This window comes from Yersinia aldovae 670-83, assembly GCF_000834395.1.
GTDB classification, from domain to species: domain Bacteria; phylum Pseudomonadota; class Gammaproteobacteria; order Enterobacterales; family Enterobacteriaceae; genus Yersinia; species Yersinia aldovae.
The window spans coordinates 2,570,687-2,588,886 of record NZ_CP009781.1; the positions used below are offsets into that span (position 1 = coordinate 2,570,687).

An 18,200-nucleotide genomic window follows, 5' to 3' on the forward strand; every position below is an offset into this window, starting at 1 on the left:
CACTTTTCATGCAAATTAGGTAACAAATTACCCCCACTATCTGTATAGAATGAGGTAAAGCCTGCATTAAGCATCGGTGCAGGCTAGGAGCCAGAGCAAGGAGAAAGGCGTTGGAACATAAGAAAGAATTTACGATGGCCACCATGAAAGACGTTGCTGAAATGGCAGGTGTTTCTACTGCAACGGTGTCACGCGCATTAATGAACCCGGAAAAGGTTTCAACGATGACCCGGCAGAAAGTTGAACAGGCTGTACTGGCAGTTGGCTACTCTCCCCATGCTTTGTCCCGCAATATTAAACGTAACGAATCGCGAACTATTCTGGTTATCGTGCCAGATATCAGTGACCCGTTCTTTGCCGACATCATTCAAGGCATTGAGTTCGCCGCAGCGCAGCAGGACTATCTGATACTGATTGGCGATTGCGCGCAACAAACTCAGCAAGAACGCACTTTTGTCAATCTGATTATCACCAAACAGATAGATGGCATGTTGTTGCTCGGTTCCAATCTGCCTTTTGATGCCAGCAAAGAAGAGCAACGTAATTTGCCGCCGATGGTGATGGCTAATGAGTTTTCGCCTGAATTAGAATTACCCACCGTCCATATCGATAACCTGACTGCCGCCTTTGAAGCGGTTGATTATCTACACAGATTGGGGCATGAACGAATTGCGTGTATTGCCGGGCCGGAGAGTTTTCCATTGTGCCAATATCGACTACAAGGGTATATCCAGGCACTACGCCGTAATGGTATTGCGGTTAACAGCGACTATATTGTCCGTGGTGATTTCAGCTATGAAGCAGGGGCTGAAACCTTTATTAAACTGATGGCGCAGTCTCCCGCACCCACTGCAATATTTTGTCACAATGATGTGATGGCGATAGGCGCTATGTGGCAGGCAAAGAAAATGGGGCTACGCATCCCGCAGGATGTCTCGGTGGTGGGCTTTGACAATCTGAAATTATCGCAATATTGCGATCCTCCCTTGACCACCGTGGCACAACCACGTTATGAAATTGGCCGGCAAGCCATGTTACTATTGCTTGAGCAGTTACAAGGGCATCCAGTACAAAGTGGCTCCCGCTTATTAAGCACCGAGTTAATCATCAGGGAAAGTACTGCTGCGCCTAAACGCTAGGCAAATATTCAGAGGTTCAGTAACATGACGGACTTATTCCATCATTACGACGCAGCGAAACGATAGTGGCACAAAGAGATTATGTAAGCCGAGGGCGCTCAGGAGCGCGGCGCAAAAGCACTAGCCGGAAAAAAAGCAGTGCTCCAGCAGTATCTAAAACCGTGATAGCACTGGCTGTCGCGCTATTAGTGGTATTTGTTGGTGGCCTCTATTTCATCACCCACAATAAGCCGGGTGAACTTCCGCTACTTCCCAGTCATGATCCACGTACCGGTAATGGGTTACCCCCTAAACCGGAAGAACGCTGGCGTTATATTAAAGAACTGGAAAATCGCCAGATTGGCGTTCAGACACCCACTGAGCCTTCAGCGGGTGGTGAAGTGAATGCTAAAACACAACTGACCAATGAGCAGCGCCAACTGCTGGAACAGATGCAGGCGGATATGCGTCAGCAGCCAACGCAACTGTCAGAGGTGCCGTATAACCAAGGGATGCCAGTACCGCGATCTGCGGTGACTATCAAACCACCGGTCACAACGATGCAGCAGCAACCGTTAACGCCACCACGTCAGGCACTCACACCGGTGCAAACGCAGGTGCCAGCACAGACACCAGCACCAAAACCGGCACAAGTGCCACGTACAGCACCAACTGCACCGGTAACACAGGCGGTTACGCCACCTAAAGCGGAAAAAGAGAAAGAACAAACCCAGCGTTGGATGGTGCAATGTGGCTCATTCAAGGCTGTTGATCAGGCCGAATCTATTCGAGCGCAGTTAGCATTTGGAGGGATCGAAAGCCGCATTACCTCTGGTGGTGGCTGGAATCGCGTGGTGCTCGGCCCCTACAGCACCAAGGCTGCCGCAGATAAAACCTTGCAGCGTTTGAAAAGCGCAGGCCAATCAGGATGCATTCCCCTCGCTGTTGGGGGTTGAAAAGTAGCAATCCTCCCCCATTTATAAACTCAATATACCCCGTACTGTTTTTTGACAGACAGGCGGGGACTCATTCAGTCCGCAACGAGGGTCCGCTCGTGACAACAATTGTAAGTGTACGCCGTAATGGTCATGTCGTTATAGGTGGTGATGGCCAGGTCACTCTGGGTAATACCGTAATGAAGGGCAATGCCAGAAAAGTACGCCGCCTTTATAACAATAAGGTCATTGCCGGTTTTGCTGGCGGTACTGCCGATGCCTTTACCCTGTTTGAGCTATTTGAACGCAAACTGGAAATGCATCAGGGTCATCTGACTAAAGCTGCGGTTGAGCTAGCCAAAGATTGGCGCACTGACCGCATGTTACGCAAACTTGAAGCGCTGCTAGCCGTGGCCGATGAAACGGCATCACTTATCATTACCGGTAACGGTGATGTGATTCAGCCTGAAGATGATCTGATTGCTATCGGCTCCGGCGGGCCTTATGCCCAATCGGCTGCACGCGCATTGTTAGAAAATACTGATTTAGGTGCCAAAGATATCGTGGAGAAATCTTTGAGCATTGCGGGGGATATCTGTATCTACACCAACCGCACCCAAACCATCGAAGAATTAACGTATAAAGCGTAAGGATAGAGTGACATGTCTGAAATGACCCCACGCGAGATAGTCAGCGAGCTTGATAGCTATATCATCGGCCAGGATAAAGCCAAGCGAGCAGTGGCTATCGCCCTGCGTAACCGCTGGCGTCGGATGCAGCTTAACGAAGAGCTGCGCCATGAAGTTACTCCGAAAAACATTCTGATGATCGGCCCAACTGGTGTAGGTAAAACTGAAATTGCCCGCCGTCTGGCGAAACTGGCCAATGCGCCGTTCATTAAAGTTGAAGCGACTAAATTCACCGAAGTGGGCTATGTTGGTAAAGAAGTGGACTCTATCATCCGCGATCTAACCGATGCGGCGATTAAAATGGTGCGTCAGCAGTCAATTGAGAAAATGCGCTATCGTGCTGAAGAACTGGCCGAAGAACGCATTTTGGATGTGCTGATCCCACCGGCCAAAAATAACTGGGGCCAGGCGGATGAAACACAAGAGCCATCGGCCACCCGTCAGGCTTTCCGCAAAAAACTGCGTGAAGGTCAGTTGGATGACAAAGAAATTGAAATTGATTTGGCAGCGTCACCGGTAGGGGTTGAAATCATGGCACCTCCGGGCATGGAAGAGATGACGAACCAGTTGCAATCCATGTTCCAGAATATCGCCGGTCAGAAACAAAAACCGCGAAAAATCAAAATCAAAGAAGCTTTCAAACTGCTGATTGAAGAAGAAGCAGCGAAACTGGTTAATCCAGAAGAGCTGAAACAGCAGGCGATTGATGCCGTCGAGCAGCACGGGATCGTATTTATCGACGAAATCGATAAAATCTGTAAACGCGGCCAGACGTCAGGCCCAGATGTGTCGCGTGAAGGGGTGCAGCGTGACTTGCTGCCACTGGTGGAGGGGTGTACCGTTTCAACCAAACACGGCATGGTGAAAACTGACCATATTCTGTTTATTGCTTCTGGCGCATTCCAGGTATCCAGCCCGTCAGACCTGATTCCAGAGCTACAAGGTCGTTTGCCGATCCGTGTTGAGTTGCAGGCGCTGACCACCGATGATTTCGAACGCATCTTGACTGAGCCGAGTGCATCATTGACCGAGCAGTACAAAGCATTGATGGCGACCGAAGGTGTCACCGTTGATTTTACCCGTGAAGGTATCCGTAAAATCGCTGAAGCCGCATGGCAGGTGAACGAAAGCACCGAGAATATCGGCGCACGTCGTTTACATACGGTACTGGAGCGTCTGATGGAAGATATCTCCTATGACGCCAGCGAAAGTAATGGTCAATCCATCACTATTGATGCGGAATATGTCGGTAAGCATCTGGATGAGTTGGTAGCAGATGAAGATTTGAGTCGTTTTATCCTATAATTCGCTTTATATGCCTTTGCTGGATAAAATGGTTCGCCAATTTAAGAGTGGGAGGCATCGCCTCCCACTCTTATTTTTATTATATGATGGTTTTAACTCGCCGATATGGGCGGCCCAGACTCCTATACAATGAAGCAGAACATGAGCCAATCAACTAATACCCGCTTAACCAGCACCAGCCAGACCCAGGCTTGGCTGGAAAGCCTACGGCCAAAAACACTGCCACTGGCCTTTGCCTCTATCGTTACCGGTTCAGCTCTGGCTGTCTGGCTTGATAGTTTTAAGCCGGCAGTCGCATTGCTCGCCTTATTAACTGCCGGACTGTTACAAATTTTGTCCAATCTCGCCAATGATTATGGTGATGCCATTAAGGGCAGTGATACCGAAGAACGTATCGGGCCATTGCGTGGGATGCAGAAAGGGGTGATTAGCCGCCAACAGATGAAAGTGGCACTGATAATCACCGTAACCCTCACCGTGCTTTCTGGGATAGCACTGATTGGCGTGGCTTGTGAAAAACCCAGTGACGTCCTCGGCTTCCTGCTACTCGGATTAATGGCCATTCTCGCAGCCATTACCTATACAGTGGGGAGAAAACCCTATGGCTACATGGGGTTAGGTGATATCTCGGTATTGGTATTTTTCGGCTGGCTCAGTGTCGCCGGGACTTATTATCTGCAAGCCGGGCATTTCGACAGTATCGTCATGCTACCAGCGACCGCCTGTGGTTTACTGGCAACTGCTGTGTTGAATATTAATAATTTGCGCGATATCGAAAATGACAAAGCCAACGGTAAAAATACGCTAGCAGTGCGTTTAGGCCCGGTAGTCGCACGTTATTATCATACCCTGCTGATTGTCACGGCTATCTTCTGCCTGACATTATTCACTATTCTTTATCTGCATAATTGGGCGGGTTGGCTCTTTATTCTGGCCATTCCCTTGTTGGCCAAACACGTCGGACTGGTATTGCATGACCCCACAGCAACGGGTATGCGCCCAATGCTAGAGCACATGGTCAAAGCCGCCTTGCTGACCAATATCCTGTTCGCCGTAGGTTTGGTCTTCAACTAAGCCCTGTCCGTTCGCGTTAAAATACTCGCCGGGTGGCTGCCAATAAGGCTGCCCGGATGAATTTAACAATTGATGATTTTGCAAACAGTAGGCAGAAAGGGATATACTTACCATCCCAGCCGCAACCAGACGTTAATCCTATGAAATATGATACTTCCGAACTCTGTGACATCTATCATGAAGAGGTAAATGTGGTAGAACCTCTGTTCTCCAATTTTGGCGGACGTACTTCATTTGGTGGCAAGATTACTACCGTAAAATGTTTCGAAGATAACGGCTTGTTGTTCGATTTACTCGGAGAGGGCGGTCTTGGCCGTGTTCTGGTCGTTGATGGCGGTGGTTCAGTGCGCCGTGCATTAATTGATGCTGAATTGGCACAGCTGGCATTAGAGCACAATTGGGAAGGCATTGTTGTTTATGGTGCCGTGCGTCAGGTAGACGATCTGGCTGAGTTAGATATCGGTATTCAGGCAATGGCTGCCATTCCGGTCGGTGCAGCCGATGAAGGTGTGGGCGAGAGCGATATCCGCGTGAATTTCGGCGGTGTCACCTTCTTCTCCGGCGATCATCTGTATGCTGATAACACCGGGATCATCTTGTCAGAAGAACCGCTGGATATTGAATAACATCCCTCTGGCTTATAGATAATTCCGATTAGAAAGGGCGATATTGATATCGCCCTTTTTGCCTTTCGTACTCGAAGTGGCTGCGTGACTAGCGGCTTTCAACAACGTACTGATGATGCTTTAGCCAACTGGCACTCAGACCTCTTCCATCTTTCCCAACAGTGCCCGCAGACGATCCTGCCACACATGCTGCTCTTGTTTCAGTTGCTCATTTTCGCGCACTAACGCTTCACGGCCACCAGCAGCATCCTGAACTTCTTGGGACAAGGTGTTATTTTTCTCTTTCAGCTCTTCAATTTCCATCTGTAACAGCGTGATGGTGTCAATCGCCTGCTGAACTTTTACTTCCAATTTCTCAAATACTTCAAATGACATTCTTCGGTCCCCTTATGAGTCGCAAGGCGTACATCTTTTGGTCGCAGCCATCATGATTTACTAAAGTCATTGTATGACCTAAAGCAACAATCGACAGATAAAACTGCAGTGAATACTTATCGCGCTATATATGCATCAAACTCGTGTAACAAGCGCTATGCTCAACACGTTCCATCGCAAAGGCGACACAGCTTAAGGAAGTGATGCTCTTATTGAACTGATTGTATGTAGCCAGCCCCCCCCTGTCTAGCGGCATACCGGTACAAACCACACTCTGTAGCAATTTCGTTTCCGTAACTATCAGCAAAAGCCGAAAATCCTCCGCTCCTATCTTTTAGATTTATACATGGATTTAACAACCCAATGGGAAAACACTGGTCTGATCACACTTTGAAAGTACCTTAATCACTGCGGATAACGCGAAAGCGCTCATTTTTATGACAGACCACACACATTTTGATTTCGCTATTTCTCGTTTGTGCTCGTTAACGATAAATTTACATCACTCCCCTGATTACTTGAGGGGCAAAAATAAGAAATACCCTATAAATCTCTGTCTGTAGGACACAACTATGAGCCAAACCGCTAGTTCTACCTTAAAGGGCCAATGTATCGCAGAGTTTCTCGGTACCGGTCTGCTGATCTTTTTTGGTGTCGGCTGTGTTGCCGCACTGAAGTTGGCAGGGGCCAGTTTTGGGCAGTGGGAAATCAGTATCATTTGGGGCCTGGGCGTTGCTATGGCCATCTATTTGACAGCAGCCATCTCGGGCGCACATCTTAATCCGGCCGTAACCATCGCATTGTGGTTATTCGCCTGCTTCGATCGCCGTAAAGTTATCCCTTACATTGTGGCGCAGGTTGCCGGTGCATTTTGTGCCGCAGCGTTAGTCTACGGCCTGTATTACAACCTGTTCGTTGATTTCGAACAAACCCACCAGATGGTGCGTGGCAGTGCCGAAAGCCTCAATTTGGCCGGTATCTTCTCTACTTACCCGAATCCACATATTTCTGTTTTCCAGGCTTTCCTGGTTGAAACTGTGATTACCGCTATTTTGATGTGCCTGATTCTGGCCCTGACCGATGATGGCAACGGCATTCCCCGTGGCCCACTAGCGCCACTGTTGATTGGTATTCTGATTGCCGTTATTGGTGCATCAATGGGGCCACTGACTGGTTTTGCCTTAAACCCAGCGCGTGATTTTGGTCCAAAAGCATTTGCTTATTTAGCGGGTTGGGGCGAAATCGCCTTCACCGGTGGTCGTGATATTCCTTACTTCCTGGTTCCTATCTTCGGCCCTATCGTTGGTGCGCTGTTAGGCGCATTTGGCTATCGCGCTCTGATAGGCCGCCATTTGCCGTGTGATGTGTGTGTTGCAGAGGAAGAAGAAACCACGGCAACGACCACAGAACGTAAAGCATAAATAATAGATACTACCCAATAGATTTACGAAAACTTATAAGTAGGCTAATTATGACAACTGAAAATACTACTCAAAAGAAATACATTGTCGCGCTTGATCAGGGAACAACCAGTTCCAGAGCCGTGGTGTTAGATCATGATGCCAATATCGTGAGTGTTTCTCAGCGTGAATTCACTCAAATCTATCCCAAAGCCGGTTGGGTCGAACATGATCCGATGGAGATCTGGGCGACACAAAGCTCCACCTTGGTTGAAGTGCTGGCGAAGGCGGGGATCAATTCTGACGAAATCGCCGGTATCGGTATTACCAACCAACGTGAAACCACCATTGTTTGGGATAAAGCGACCGGTAAACCGGTGTATAACGCTATCGTCTGGCAATGTCGCCGTACCGCCGATATCTGTGAGAAACTAAAAAAAGAGGGGCTGGAAGAGTACATCCGCTATAACACCGGCTTGGTGGTTGACCCTTATTTCTCCGGCACGAAAGTAAAATGGATTCTCGATAACGTAGAAGGTGCCCGTGAACGCGCTGAACGTGGCGAGTTGCTGTTTGGTACCGTAGACACCTGGCTGGTGTGGAACATGACTCAAGGCCGTGTACACGTAACGGATTACACCAATGCGTCGCGTACCATGATGTTTAATATCCGCACCAAAGAGTGGGATGAGCGCATGCTGAAAGCGCTGAATATCCCGCGCTCAATGCTGCCTGAAGTTCGCCCATCGTCAGAAATTTACGGCCAGACCAACATTGGTGGTAAAGGCGGGACACGTATTCCAATCGCAGGTATTGCTGGTGACCAGCAAGCCGCGCTGTTCGGCCAGCTTTGTGTACAACCGGGGATGGCAAAAAACACCTACGGTACTGGCTGCTTCCTGCTGATGAACACCGGCACGGAAGCGGTTCAGTCCACACATGGCTTGCTGACCACCATCGCCTGCGGCCCACGCGGTGAAGTTAACTATGCGCTGGAAGGCGCGGTATTCATTGGTGGTGCCTCCATCCAGTGGCTGCGCGATGAGCTGAAACTGATTAGCGATGCCGATGACTCTGAATACTTCGCCACCAAAGTGAAAGACAGCAACGGCGTGTATGTGGTGCCTGCCTTCACCGGCCTCGGTGCGCCGTATTGGGACCCGTATGCGCGTGGTGCTATTTTCGGCCTAACCCGTGGTGTTAACAGCAACCACATTATCCGTGCAACACTCGAATCTATTGCTTATCAGACGCGTGATGTACTGGATGCCATGCAAGCGGATTCCGGTGCGCGCCTCAAATCGCTACGTGTTGATGGTGGTGCGGTAGCGAACAACTTCCTGATGCAGTTCCAGGCAGACATTCTGGGCACGCGCGTTGAGCGCCCTGAAATCCGTGAAAGTACTGCACTGGGTGCTGCGTTCCTGGCGGGTCTGGCGACCGGCTTCTGGAATGATTTAGACGAAGTGAAGAGCAAAGCCACGATTGAGCGTGAATTCCGCCCAGGGATTGAAACTACCGAACGTGATGTCCGCTACCGTGGCTGGAAGAAAGCCGTGGCCCGTGCTCAAGCGTGGGAAGATCACGAAGAGTAACAGACCGCCTGTTGTCAGTTCTCAAAAACGCGCCATCGCCCCCCGATGGCGCGTTTTTTATTAACCCACATAAGCCAAATAACCAGCACCACTAACCTCCTACGACTTCAAGTACGAAGAGTGATAGAATTCTCGCCCATATCCAACTCCTCCATTGTGCAATCAACAGGTCTAACCATGAAACGTGAACTAGCCATCGAGTTTTCCCGTGTCACCGAAGCTGCTGCACTAGCAGGTTATAAGTGGCTGGGTCGGGGCGATAAAAATGCCGCTGACGGTGCTGCCGTACATGCCATGCGCATTATGCTCAATCAGGTCAATATTGATGGGCAGATTGTTATCGGTGAAGGTGAAATCGATGAAGCCCCGATGCTGTATATCGGCGAAAACGTCGGTACCGGCCACGGTGATGCAGTGGATATCGCGGTAGATCCGATTGAAGGCACCCGCATGACCGCAATGGGTCAGGCCAATGCGCTCGCAGTGCTGGCGGTGGGGGATAAAGGCACATTTCTACATGCGCCTGATATGTATATGGAAAAACTGGTAGTGGGGCCGGGAGCCAAAGGTACTATCGACCTAAACTTGCCACTGGAAAAAAACCTGCGCAATATCGCCACTAAACTCAATAAGCCACTGACAGACTTAACGGTTATTACGCTGGCGAAACCGCGCCATGACGGCATCATCGCCGAAATGCAGCAACTGGGTGTCAAAGTGTTCGCTATTCCGGACGGCGATGTCGCAGCCTCGATTCTGACCTGTATGCCAGAAAGTGAAGTCGATGTGATGTACTGCATCGGTGGCGCACCTGAAGGGGTCATTTCTGCTGCGGTTATTCGTGCACTGGACGGAGATATGCAAGGCCGATTATTACCACGCCATCAGGTGAAGGGTGATAACGAAGATAACCGTCGCATCGGTGAAGCAGAATTGGCACGCTGCAAAGCGATGGGCATTGAAGCAGGCAAAGTGCTGCTGCTGGGTGATATGGCACGGAATGATAATGTGATTTTCTCTGCCACCGGAATAACCAAAGGTGACCTGCTGGAAGGCATTTATCGCAAAGGAAACATGGCAACCACGGAAACACTGCTGATTCGCGGTAAATCCCGTACCATCCGCCGTATCCGTTCGACCCACTTCCTTGATCGCAAAGACCCGGCACTGCATGAGTTCTTGCTGTAATTCGGCTCACGAATTATTTAGCAAAAAAGTTAAAATACTGGCGGCTGATATAAAGTTAAACGAAGGGGAAGCGCCCCCAGGTGCGTTAACCCCGTCGTTCACAAAATAGCGGTTAAACCCGATGCTCTTGCGGTTGCATCCGATGGGAGAGTGGCCACCAGCACAGCAATATCACTACCGCCATAGCAAACATCAGCAATCCCAGGCTGAATTGCCCGGTTTGCGGCAACATGGCAGACAACCATGTCGCCAGCCCTGACCCTATATTCTGCAACCCACCGACCAAGGCACCCGCCGCACCGGCCAGATAAGGGAATGGCTCCATCGCTCCTGTGGTGGCGAGTGGGAACAACATGCCTGCGCCAAAGAAAAACAGCGCCGCCGGTATCACCAGCGTCCAGATATTCATGATGCCAAACCAGCCGGGAACCCACATCATCAAGCCCGCTAATAAGCAACTGATCACTGAGTGCCACATCAGGTTATGGAAGGAGTTACCGTCACGACCGGCATACCATGCACCAAAAAACGCCGCAGGTATTGGTAGGATGAATAAAATACTCACTGTAACCCCACTTAGCCCCAGTACGCCGCCCATCAGCACACCCGCACTGGCTTCAAATACCGCAATCCCCGCCAGCGCCCCAACCAGCATCACCATATAGCAGCTAAACGCGCCATCGGATAGTAGCAGGCGAAAGCTGGCCAGCATTGGGCGTTTTTCTGTTTGCTGTGGCCGAGTTTCCGGTAACCAGCGGAACATACAAAATGCTACACAGCCGCATAAAAACAGCAGAAATGCATAGCAGGCCCGCCAGCCAAATAGACTTGCCAATAACCCACCGATAACCGGTGCCATGAGCGGGCTGACCAAAATCCCCATGTTCAGCATACTGTTGGCATAACGTAACGCAGTACCTGCATATAAATCTCGCGGCATGGTGCGCGCCATCACTCCGGCCACGCCGGTGCCCATCCCTTGCAGGGCGCTGGCTGCCACCAGCATAGTCAGGCTGCCCGCCAGCCACGCACCGAGCGCCCCCAACATGAATATCATCATACCGGCCAGAATCACCGGGCGACGCCCGACGCGGTCTGATAGCGGTCCATAAATCAGTTGTGAAAAACCATAGGTCAGTAGATACGCCGCCATGACGCGCTGTACCACTCCGGTGCGAACCGATAAATCGCGGGCGATATCCGCAATCACCGGCACATAAATGGTTTGTGCCATCTGACCAACCGCAACCAACAGAATTAACATTACCAGCAGGTGGAAATTCTCTATTTTTCTCATTGTCTTAACTAATTGATTAGCCGCAATACGTGCCACGCCGAGATCAAAAAGTGGCACACCTCACTATCGGCGCATAAGCTAACAAATTTGGAAATTTTAGCGAGCCAGCACGACATATTGCCAAATGACCGACTGGCAGATAAAACCACCACCGCCGTAAAGTAAACTGTCCATACTGTGTAACAACGGCAGAACGAAGGATGCACACGTAATCGATAATTTTTTTCTACCAAATGCCCTAAAATACCGTCATCGCTTTGGGTACTACTTTCGATAAGTATTTGAATAAAGGGAATCAGAATTATGGCTGAATGGGTTAGTGGCAAGATTACTCACATCGAACACTGGACAGATTCGTTGTTTAGTATTCGGGTCAATGCGCCAATTGATCCCTTTACTGCCGGTCAATTCGCCAAGCTGGCATTAGATATTGACGGTGAGCGAGTGCAGCGGGCTTACTCGTACGTCAATGCGCCGAGCGATGATAATCTGGAGTTCTATCTGGTCACCGTACCGGAAGGCAAACTCAGCCCACGGCTGGATCAACTGCCGGTGGGCGGCGAAGTGATGATCACCAAGCAAGCCGCAGGCTTTTTTGTGTTGGAAGAGATCCCCGATTGCGAGACGCTGTGGATGCTGGCAACCGGCACGGCGATTGGCCCTTATCTGTCGATTTTACAAGAAGGGCGTGATTTGGAGCGCTTCAAAAATGTGGTGTTACTCCATGCGGCACGTTTTACCCGTGATCTCAGTTATTTACCACTGATGCAACAACTTGAGCAGCGCTATAACGGCAAGTTACGCATCCAGACCGTGGTCAGCCGTGAAGAGTCACCCGGCTCGTTAACCGGCAGGGTGCCAGCACTGATTGAGAATGGTTCACTGGAAGCGGCGGTCGGCCTTAAAATAGATGCACAAGACAGCCATGTGATGCTGTGTGGCAACCCGCAGATGGTGCGTGATACCCAGCAATTGCTGAAAGAACAACGTGAGATGCGTAAACACTTACGCCGCAAACCTGGTCATATGACCAGCGAACAGTATTGGTAAACACACCGTGACGGGGGTGAACACTTTGGCGGTTCACGGCCCTAACGGCGTGTTTACCCGTCGATTAAGCGTAAGGGAACTACTGCGCTTTCTCTGCTAAAAACTTAACTGGCTCAGCTTCTGGGCCAAAACGGTTATCTCCTTCGCTCCCGACAAACGCACCACAATCAATAAACATCATGACAATAATCAGTGTAGGGATAAAACGCCCGACACCCCATTGCCAAACAGGTGCCATCATCTGCCAGTTACCAGCCATCAGCATCCAGGCCAGAACCACTAATAGCGCCCACCAGCCCGCTTTATTGCGGTCATGTAGCCGTTTGACCACCACTGCCGCCGTTGGCCACAGTAAAAAAACGATAGCAAAAGCCGCGGTTTGAATAGGCAGAACATCCTTGCCCGCCAAGGTGAAAACAACCAGCATGGCCGCGAGCCACAGGCCCATCCAGATCCAAAAATCTCGCCGCCCGATACGGCCTTTAAATGAGAAACACCACTGCTGTATTGTCATTAACGACCCGATCCATTTACCTTATATTATTTCGACCAAAGTGTACCTCAAGGCACTAACTAACCTATAATCTTTGCAGTGAATTTTGACAATCACCCCCTATAACCGCTTTAATCCCCTACACACACACCTAACGACGGCGTAGTCATGAGAAAAAAAAGAGTCGCAATGCTGACACTACTGCTGCTAATAGCAACAGTTAGTCGCGCTCATGCCGATCCTGCTGATGACAGCGGCCAGCCAGTCGAAGAGGCTCAGCCAACCGCGCCTTATCTGCTTTCCGGGGCACCGACCTTTGATTTGACGCTGGTAAAATTCCGCGAAAGCTACAACCGAGCCAACCCAACACGGCCTATCAGTGAGTTTCACGCAATTACGCTACAAGATGACTTACCGCCGCTGACGCGCGCTGCCAGTAAGATTAATGAGAATCTCTATGCTTCCACTGCACTGGAAAAAGGCACCGGTAAGATTAAAACCATACAGATCACTTATTTACCAATAAAAGGCAGTGAGGAGAAAGCCGCCAGGCTGGTGGCGGTCAATTATATGGCGGCTCTGATGCGCCAGTTTGAACCGACACTAACGCTACAACAAAGTCTCGATAATGTGCAAAGCCTGCTGGCAAAAGGCAAAGGGTTACCTTTCCACGTTAATACGGTCGGTGCGATTCGCTATGTTGTGGCAGACAACGGTGAAAAAGGGCTTACCTTCGCGGTTGAACCGATTAAGCTGTCACTATCTGATTCGTGATGTCGTTGCAATTAATGACGAAAAGCAAAGCCATTGCCACTGATCATCTCTATACTGTTGGACAGGTAAACTGCCTGTCGGCAGTCATTATTATTGACCCTCGCGTCCCTTGTTGGAGGAAGTAACATGCGTCATCCATTAGTAATGGGTAACTGGAAGCTGAACGGTAGCACTCACATGGTTAACGAGCTTATCGCTGGCCTGCGCAAAGAATTGAGCATGGTTGACGGCTGTGGCGTTGCCATTGCCCCACCGGCTATCTATCTGAATCAGGCTAAACATGAGCTGGCGGGTAGCCGTATCGCTCTGGGTGCACAGAACGTTGACGTGAACCTGTCTGGCGCATTTACTGGTGAAACCTCTGCTGAAATGCTGAAAGATATCGGTGCGCAATACATCATCATCGGTCACTCTGAGCGTCGGACTTATCACAAAGAAAGTGATGAATTCATCGCCAAGAAATTTGGCGTACTGAAAGACGCAGGCTTGATCCCGGTATTGTGCATCGGTGAGTCCGAAGCAGAAAACGAAGCAGGTCAAACTGAAGCGGTATGTGCCAAACAACTGGACGCGGTGCTGAATACTTTGGGTGTGAAAGCGTTCGAAGGCACGGTTATCGCTTACGAACCCATTTGGGCGATCGGTACCGGCAAATCAGCCACCCCTGCTCAAGCGCAAGCGGTTCACAAATTTATCCGTGACCATATTGCCAAGCAAGATGCGGCAATTGCGCAGCAAGTTATCATTCAGTACGGCGGTTCTGTTAACGACAAAAACGCCGCTGAACTGTTCACCCAGCCTGATATCGACGGCGCGCTGGTTGGCGGTGCATCACTGAAAGCCGATGCTTTTGCCGTTATCGTGAAAGCGGCTGCAAAAGCTAAAAAAGCCTAATTAATGCTTTAAGCTATTGTTAAGCGTTATAAAACCGGGGTGAAATCACCAGCCCCGGTTTTATTGTTTTTGTGCGGCTAAAGATTATCGCTTACTTATTTCATCAAAGGTGCCACCCGTCGCAAAATGTGTCTGCTGTGCTTTAGTCCAGCCGCCGAAGACGTCATCGATAGTAAACAATTTTAGTTGCGGGAATTCATTGGCAAATTTAACGGCGACTGCCGGATCTCGTGGGCGATAATAGTGCCTGGCCGCTATAGTCTGGCCTTCCGGTGAGTACAGGTATTTCAGATATGCATCAGCGACGTCACGGGTGCCGCGCTTATCGACCACCTTATCAACCACCGATACCGTCGGTTCCGCTAAAATAGAAACGCTTGGCGTGATGATATCAAACTTATCTTTACCCACTTCATTGACTGCCAGCAGAGCTTCATTCTCCCAGGCAATCAATACATCGCCAATCCCACGTTCAACGAAAGTGTTAGTAGCACCACGCGCGCCAGAATCCAATACTTCCACATTCTTATATAGCGTTTTAACAAATTCCTGCGCTTTGGCCTGATCGTTATTATTATGCTCTAGCGCATAACCCCACGCCGCCAGATAGTTCCAACGCGCGCCACCCGAGGTTTTCGGATTAGGTGTAATGACCGAAATTCCTGGTTTCACTAAATCTGACCAGTCATGAATCTGTTTAGGATTACCTTTACGCACCAGAAACACGATAGTCGAGGTATACGGTGCGGAGTTATCCGGTAGGCGCTTAATCCACTCTTTATCAATACGACCACGCTCAGCAATAGCATCGACGTCATAAGCCAGCGCCAGTGTCACCACATCAGCTTCAATACCATTAATCACCGAGGTCGCCTGCTTGCCAGAACCACCATGCGATTGACGCACCGTCACTTTGTCACCGGTTTGCGCTTGCCAATGCTGACTAAATGCCTGGTTATATTCTTGATAAAACTCACGCGTCGGATCATACGACACATTCAGCAATTGAATATCTTTTGCCATCGCACCTGATGCCAACAGCAACAATAACAAACCTACACCCCATTTACGCATTGATCCGCTCCCCAGATTTGTTGTTATAAACTTAAAGGGCTATTAACCACGTTAGTTAGCTTGAGACTGAGCGTGCCAGAAACTTTTCATCCAATTAAAGAATAAAAAAGTTTTGATTATATCAATATGAAATATACCACCTGCTAAACGCAAAAAGCCCCCGCGAACGGAGGCTTTTTTATCGAATGACTGGCTGTTTTAGAACAGTTTTTTCGCTGTATCGTACCAATCTTCTTTAAATTTACTTTTCTTATTCTCTGGCGCGATACAAACGGAGATTAATTCATGCACCATTTTCTCGTTTTGTACGCCGACGCAGAAACCACCTTGCGTATAGTCGCGGTCTTCCAGCAGCAGATCAACCGCATAAGCCCCCATGCGGGAAGCCAAAATACGGTCATAGGCTACCGGAGCACCACCGCGCTGGATATGGCCTAACACTGTGCCACGAGTTTCACGGCCTGTTTCTTTCTCGATGTATTTAGCCAGCTCATCGATGTCATCCAATTTTTCAGTGATGGCGACAATCGCGTGCTTTTTACCTTTAGCGATGCCCGCTTTAATTTCAGCAACTAAATCTTCACGTTTGAACGGGACTTCAGGAATAGCGATAAACTCGCAACCCCCGGCAATGGCAGCCGCCAGTGTCAGGTCGCCACAATAACGGCCCATCACTTCTACGATAGAGATACGTTGATGTGAAGACGAGGTATCACGCAGACGGTCAATCGCTTCAACCACCGTTCCCAGAGCGGTGAAGAAACCGATGGTATAGTCAGTGCCTGCCACATCGTTATCAATGGTGCCCGGCAAGCCAACACAGTGAATACCACCTTCTTTAGTCAGCAAGTCTGCACCGGCATAAGAACCGTCACCACCGATAACTACCAAGCCATCAATGCCACGCTCTCTCATGTTCTGTAGAGCAACTTGACGTTTTTCCGGGTCACGAAACTCTGGAAAACGCGCAGAACCCAAGAAAGTACCGCCGCGGTTAATCATGTCTGACACGCTGTAGCGGTCCAGTTTTCTCATGCGATTTTCATACAAGCCCAGGTAGCCATCTTCAATACCGTAAACTTCCAACCCTGCTGACAAAGCGGCACGAACCACCCCACGAATGGCTGCGTTCATTCCTGGCGCGTCACCGCCGCTTGTTAGTACACCGATTTTCTTGACCATGACTACCTCTGAACTTGTAGATGCGATTTTTTAAAATTCTTTATCTGCCGATTATGTCTTGCACATGGGTCAGTACAAAAAATCAGCTTTATGAGCTTAATATCGGATATTATAGCAAAAACACCAAGCTGAATTGATTCAAGTCATGCCATCTAGCGGAATTTTCTTCGTGGCCTAACCATAATGTAACCACAATTTACCCGCATTTGATGAATCAATTATAACTCCCAATGTGCATGACGCTCTTTTGGCACGACAGAGCAGGGGTCCTGATGGATAAGAACATCCGCGCCGGGGAAACGATGCAGCAAGGCACGTTCAACTTGCTCAGCCAAAATATGAGCCTCCATCAAGGGCACCATATCTTCCATCTCAAGATGAAGCTGAATAAAACGTGTTGGCCCCGACTGGCGAGTACGCAGATCATGAGCGCCAATCACTCCGGGCCATGAGGTCACGATATCAATAATTTCCTGCCGCTCGTCATCGGGTAATGCACGATCCAGCAAGGCTTGCACCGCTTCATAGCCCATACGTAACGCGCTATAAAGAATATAAACCCCAATCCCCAATGCAAACATCGCATCAGCGCGGTGAAAACCATACCAACTGAGTGCCAACGCAATAAGAATAGCACCATTCATCAGCACATCAGATTGATAGTGCAGCATATCGGCACGGATAGCCTGACTCTGCGTTTTTCGCACCACCCAGCGCTGAAATGTGACTAATATCATTGTACTGAATAATGCGACTAACGTGACGCCGATACCTACACCTGGGTCTTGCAACGGCTCCGGTGAAGCCAAATGCTGAAAGCCGGTCAGGAACAGAAACAGTGCAGAACCGGAGATAAACATGCTTTGCGCCAACGCGGCCAGTGACTCCGCTTTGCCATGACCAAAAGTATGCTCTTCATCGGCGGGTTGCAGGGAGTAACGCACCACAAAAAGATTGGTCATCGAGGCGGCCAGATCCACTAAGGAATCGACTAATGCCGCCAACAAACTCACCGATCCGGTATGCAACCAGGCAAAAATTTTAATAATCAGTAAAATTGACGCCAACACCGTAGCACTAAGCGCGGCAGCTTTAACCCAGCGCCCGTATTGCGGATCCATAACTCATTCC

At 49.6% G+C, this 18,200-nt stretch carries 18 protein-coding genes; 12 read left to right on the plus strand and 6 right to left on the minus strand.

Features of this window, described 5'->3' with window-relative positions:
* The first annotated feature begins 110 nt into the window (after positions 1-110).
* From cytR to rraA, 6 genes are all read left to right on the plus strand, one after another.
* Positions 111-1,139: a DNA-binding transcriptional regulator CytR gene (gene cytR / locus AT01_RS11685; RefSeq protein ID WP_042547272.1), complete on the plus strand. Its 1,029-nt coding sequence runs from the start codon at positions 111-113 to the stop codon at positions 1,137-1,139.
* Positions 1,140-1,204: 65 nt separating this feature from the next.
* Positions 1,205-2,074 carry a cell division protein FtsN gene (gene ftsN, locus AT01_RS11690; protein WP_042547273.1) on the plus strand — a complete coding sequence of 290 codons (870 nt, stop codon included), beginning with the start codon at positions 1,205-1,207 and terminating at the stop codon, positions 2,072-2,074.
* Positions 2,075-2,172: 98 nt separating this feature from the next.
* The gene (gene hslV, locus AT01_RS11695) at positions 2,173-2,703 is read left to right on the plus strand and encodes an ATP-dependent protease subunit HslV (protein ID WP_004704788.1); all 531 of its coding nucleotides are present in this window, start codon (positions 2,173-2,175) and stop codon (positions 2,701-2,703) included.
* Between the two features lie 12 nt (positions 2,704-2,715).
* On the plus strand, positions 2,716-4,047 hold the full coding sequence (gene hslU / locus AT01_RS11700) for an HslU--HslV peptidase ATPase subunit (protein ID WP_004704790.1): 1,332 nt from the start codon (positions 2,716-2,718) through the stop codon (positions 4,045-4,047).
* Between the two features lie 141 nt (positions 4,048-4,188).
* A complete protein-coding gene (locus tag AT01_RS11705; RefSeq protein ID WP_042547274.1) occupies positions 4,189-5,121 on the plus strand; it encodes a 1,4-dihydroxy-2-naphthoate polyprenyltransferase in 933 nt (310 codons plus the stop codon).
* A gap of 140 nt (positions 5,122-5,261) precedes the next feature.
* Complete coding sequence (gene rraA / locus AT01_RS11710; RefSeq protein ID WP_042548604.1) at positions 5,262-5,747, plus strand: ribonuclease E activity regulator RraA; 486 nt, start codon at positions 5,262-5,264, stop codon at positions 5,745-5,747.
* Positions 5,748-5,882: 135 nt separating this feature from the next.
* Here the strand turns inward: rraA and zapB are convergent, their stop codons facing one another.
* Entirely contained in the window at positions 5,883-6,122 is a 240-nt protein-coding gene (zapB, locus tag AT01_RS11715; RefSeq protein ID WP_004704796.1) for a septal ring assembly protein ZapB, read from the minus strand.
* Positions 6,123-6,694: 572 nt separating this feature from the next.
* Here zapB and AT01_RS11720 point away from each other — a divergent pair.
* The 3 genes from AT01_RS11720 to glpX all read left to right on the plus strand — a co-directional run bounded on the left by AT01_RS11720 (position 6,695) and on the right by glpX (position 10,305).
* On the plus strand, positions 6,695-7,543 hold the full coding sequence (locus AT01_RS11720) for an MIP/aquaporin family protein (protein WP_042547275.1): 849 nt from the start codon (positions 6,695-6,697) through the stop codon (positions 7,541-7,543).
* Positions 7,544-7,593: 50 nt separating this feature from the next.
* The gene (glpK, locus tag AT01_RS11725; RefSeq protein WP_004704798.1) at positions 7,594-9,117 is read left to right on the plus strand and encodes a glycerol kinase GlpK; all 1,524 of its coding nucleotides are present in this window, start codon (positions 7,594-7,596) and stop codon (positions 9,115-9,117) included.
* 177 nt (positions 9,118-9,294) lie between these two features.
* A complete protein-coding gene (glpX, locus tag AT01_RS11730) occupies positions 9,295-10,305 on the plus strand; it encodes a class II fructose-bisphosphatase (RefSeq protein WP_042547276.1) in 1,011 nt (336 codons plus the stop codon).
* A gap of 112 nt (positions 10,306-10,417) precedes the next feature.
* Here glpX and emrD read toward each other — a convergent pair whose 3' ends face one another.
* Positions 10,418-11,602, minus strand: coding sequence for a multidrug efflux MFS transporter EmrD (gene emrD / locus AT01_RS11735; protein ID WP_042548605.1), 1,185 nt, complete (start codon positions 11,600-11,602; stop codon positions 10,418-10,420).
* Positions 11,603-11,905: 303 nt separating this feature from the next.
* On the opposite strand from emrD, the gene fpr reads away from it, so the two are divergent.
* Entirely contained in the window at positions 11,906-12,652 is a 747-nt protein-coding gene (fpr, locus tag AT01_RS11740; RefSeq protein WP_004704806.1) for a ferredoxin--NADP(+) reductase, read from the plus strand.
* A 79-nt stretch (positions 12,653-12,731) separates the two neighbouring features.
* Here fpr and AT01_RS11745 read toward each other — a convergent pair whose 3' ends face one another.
* A complete protein-coding gene (locus tag AT01_RS11745; RefSeq protein WP_042547277.1) occupies positions 12,732-13,166 on the minus strand; it encodes a DUF805 domain-containing protein in 435 nt (144 codons plus the stop codon).
* Between the two features lie 147 nt (positions 13,167-13,313).
* On the opposite strand from AT01_RS11745, the gene AT01_RS11750 reads away from it, so the two are divergent.
* Together AT01_RS11750 and tpiA are read left to right on the plus strand one after the other, a co-directional pair.
* Positions 13,314-13,919: a DUF1454 family protein gene (locus tag AT01_RS11750; RefSeq protein WP_042547278.1), complete on the plus strand. Its 606-nt coding sequence runs from the start codon at positions 13,314-13,316 to the stop codon at positions 13,917-13,919.
* A gap of 126 nt (positions 13,920-14,045) precedes the next feature.
* The gene (tpiA, locus tag AT01_RS11755) at positions 14,046-14,813 is read left to right on the plus strand and encodes a triose-phosphate isomerase (protein WP_042547279.1); all 768 of its coding nucleotides are present in this window, start codon (positions 14,046-14,048) and stop codon (positions 14,811-14,813) included.
* An 84-nt stretch (positions 14,814-14,897) separates the two neighbouring features.
* On the opposite strand, the gene AT01_RS11760 is transcribed toward tpiA, so the two are convergent.
* The 3 genes from AT01_RS11760 to fieF all read right to left on the minus strand — a co-directional run bounded on the left by AT01_RS11760 (position 14,898) and on the right by fieF (position 18,190).
* Complete coding sequence (locus AT01_RS11760) at positions 14,898-15,887, minus strand: sulfate ABC transporter substrate-binding protein (RefSeq protein WP_042547280.1); 990 nt, start codon at positions 15,885-15,887, stop codon at positions 14,898-14,900.
* Positions 15,888-16,085: 198 nt separating this feature from the next.
* Positions 16,086-17,069 carry a 6-phosphofructokinase gene (pfkA, locus tag AT01_RS11765; protein ID WP_004704816.1) on the minus strand — a complete coding sequence of 328 codons (984 nt, stop codon included), beginning with the start codon at positions 17,067-17,069 and terminating at the stop codon, positions 16,086-16,088.
* 218 nt (positions 17,070-17,287) lie between these two features.
* Positions 17,288-18,190, minus strand: coding sequence for a CDF family cation-efflux transporter FieF (gene fieF, locus AT01_RS11770; RefSeq protein WP_004704820.1), 903 nt, complete (start codon positions 18,188-18,190; stop codon positions 17,288-17,290).
* Between the last annotated feature and the right edge of the window lie 10 nt (positions 18,191-18,200).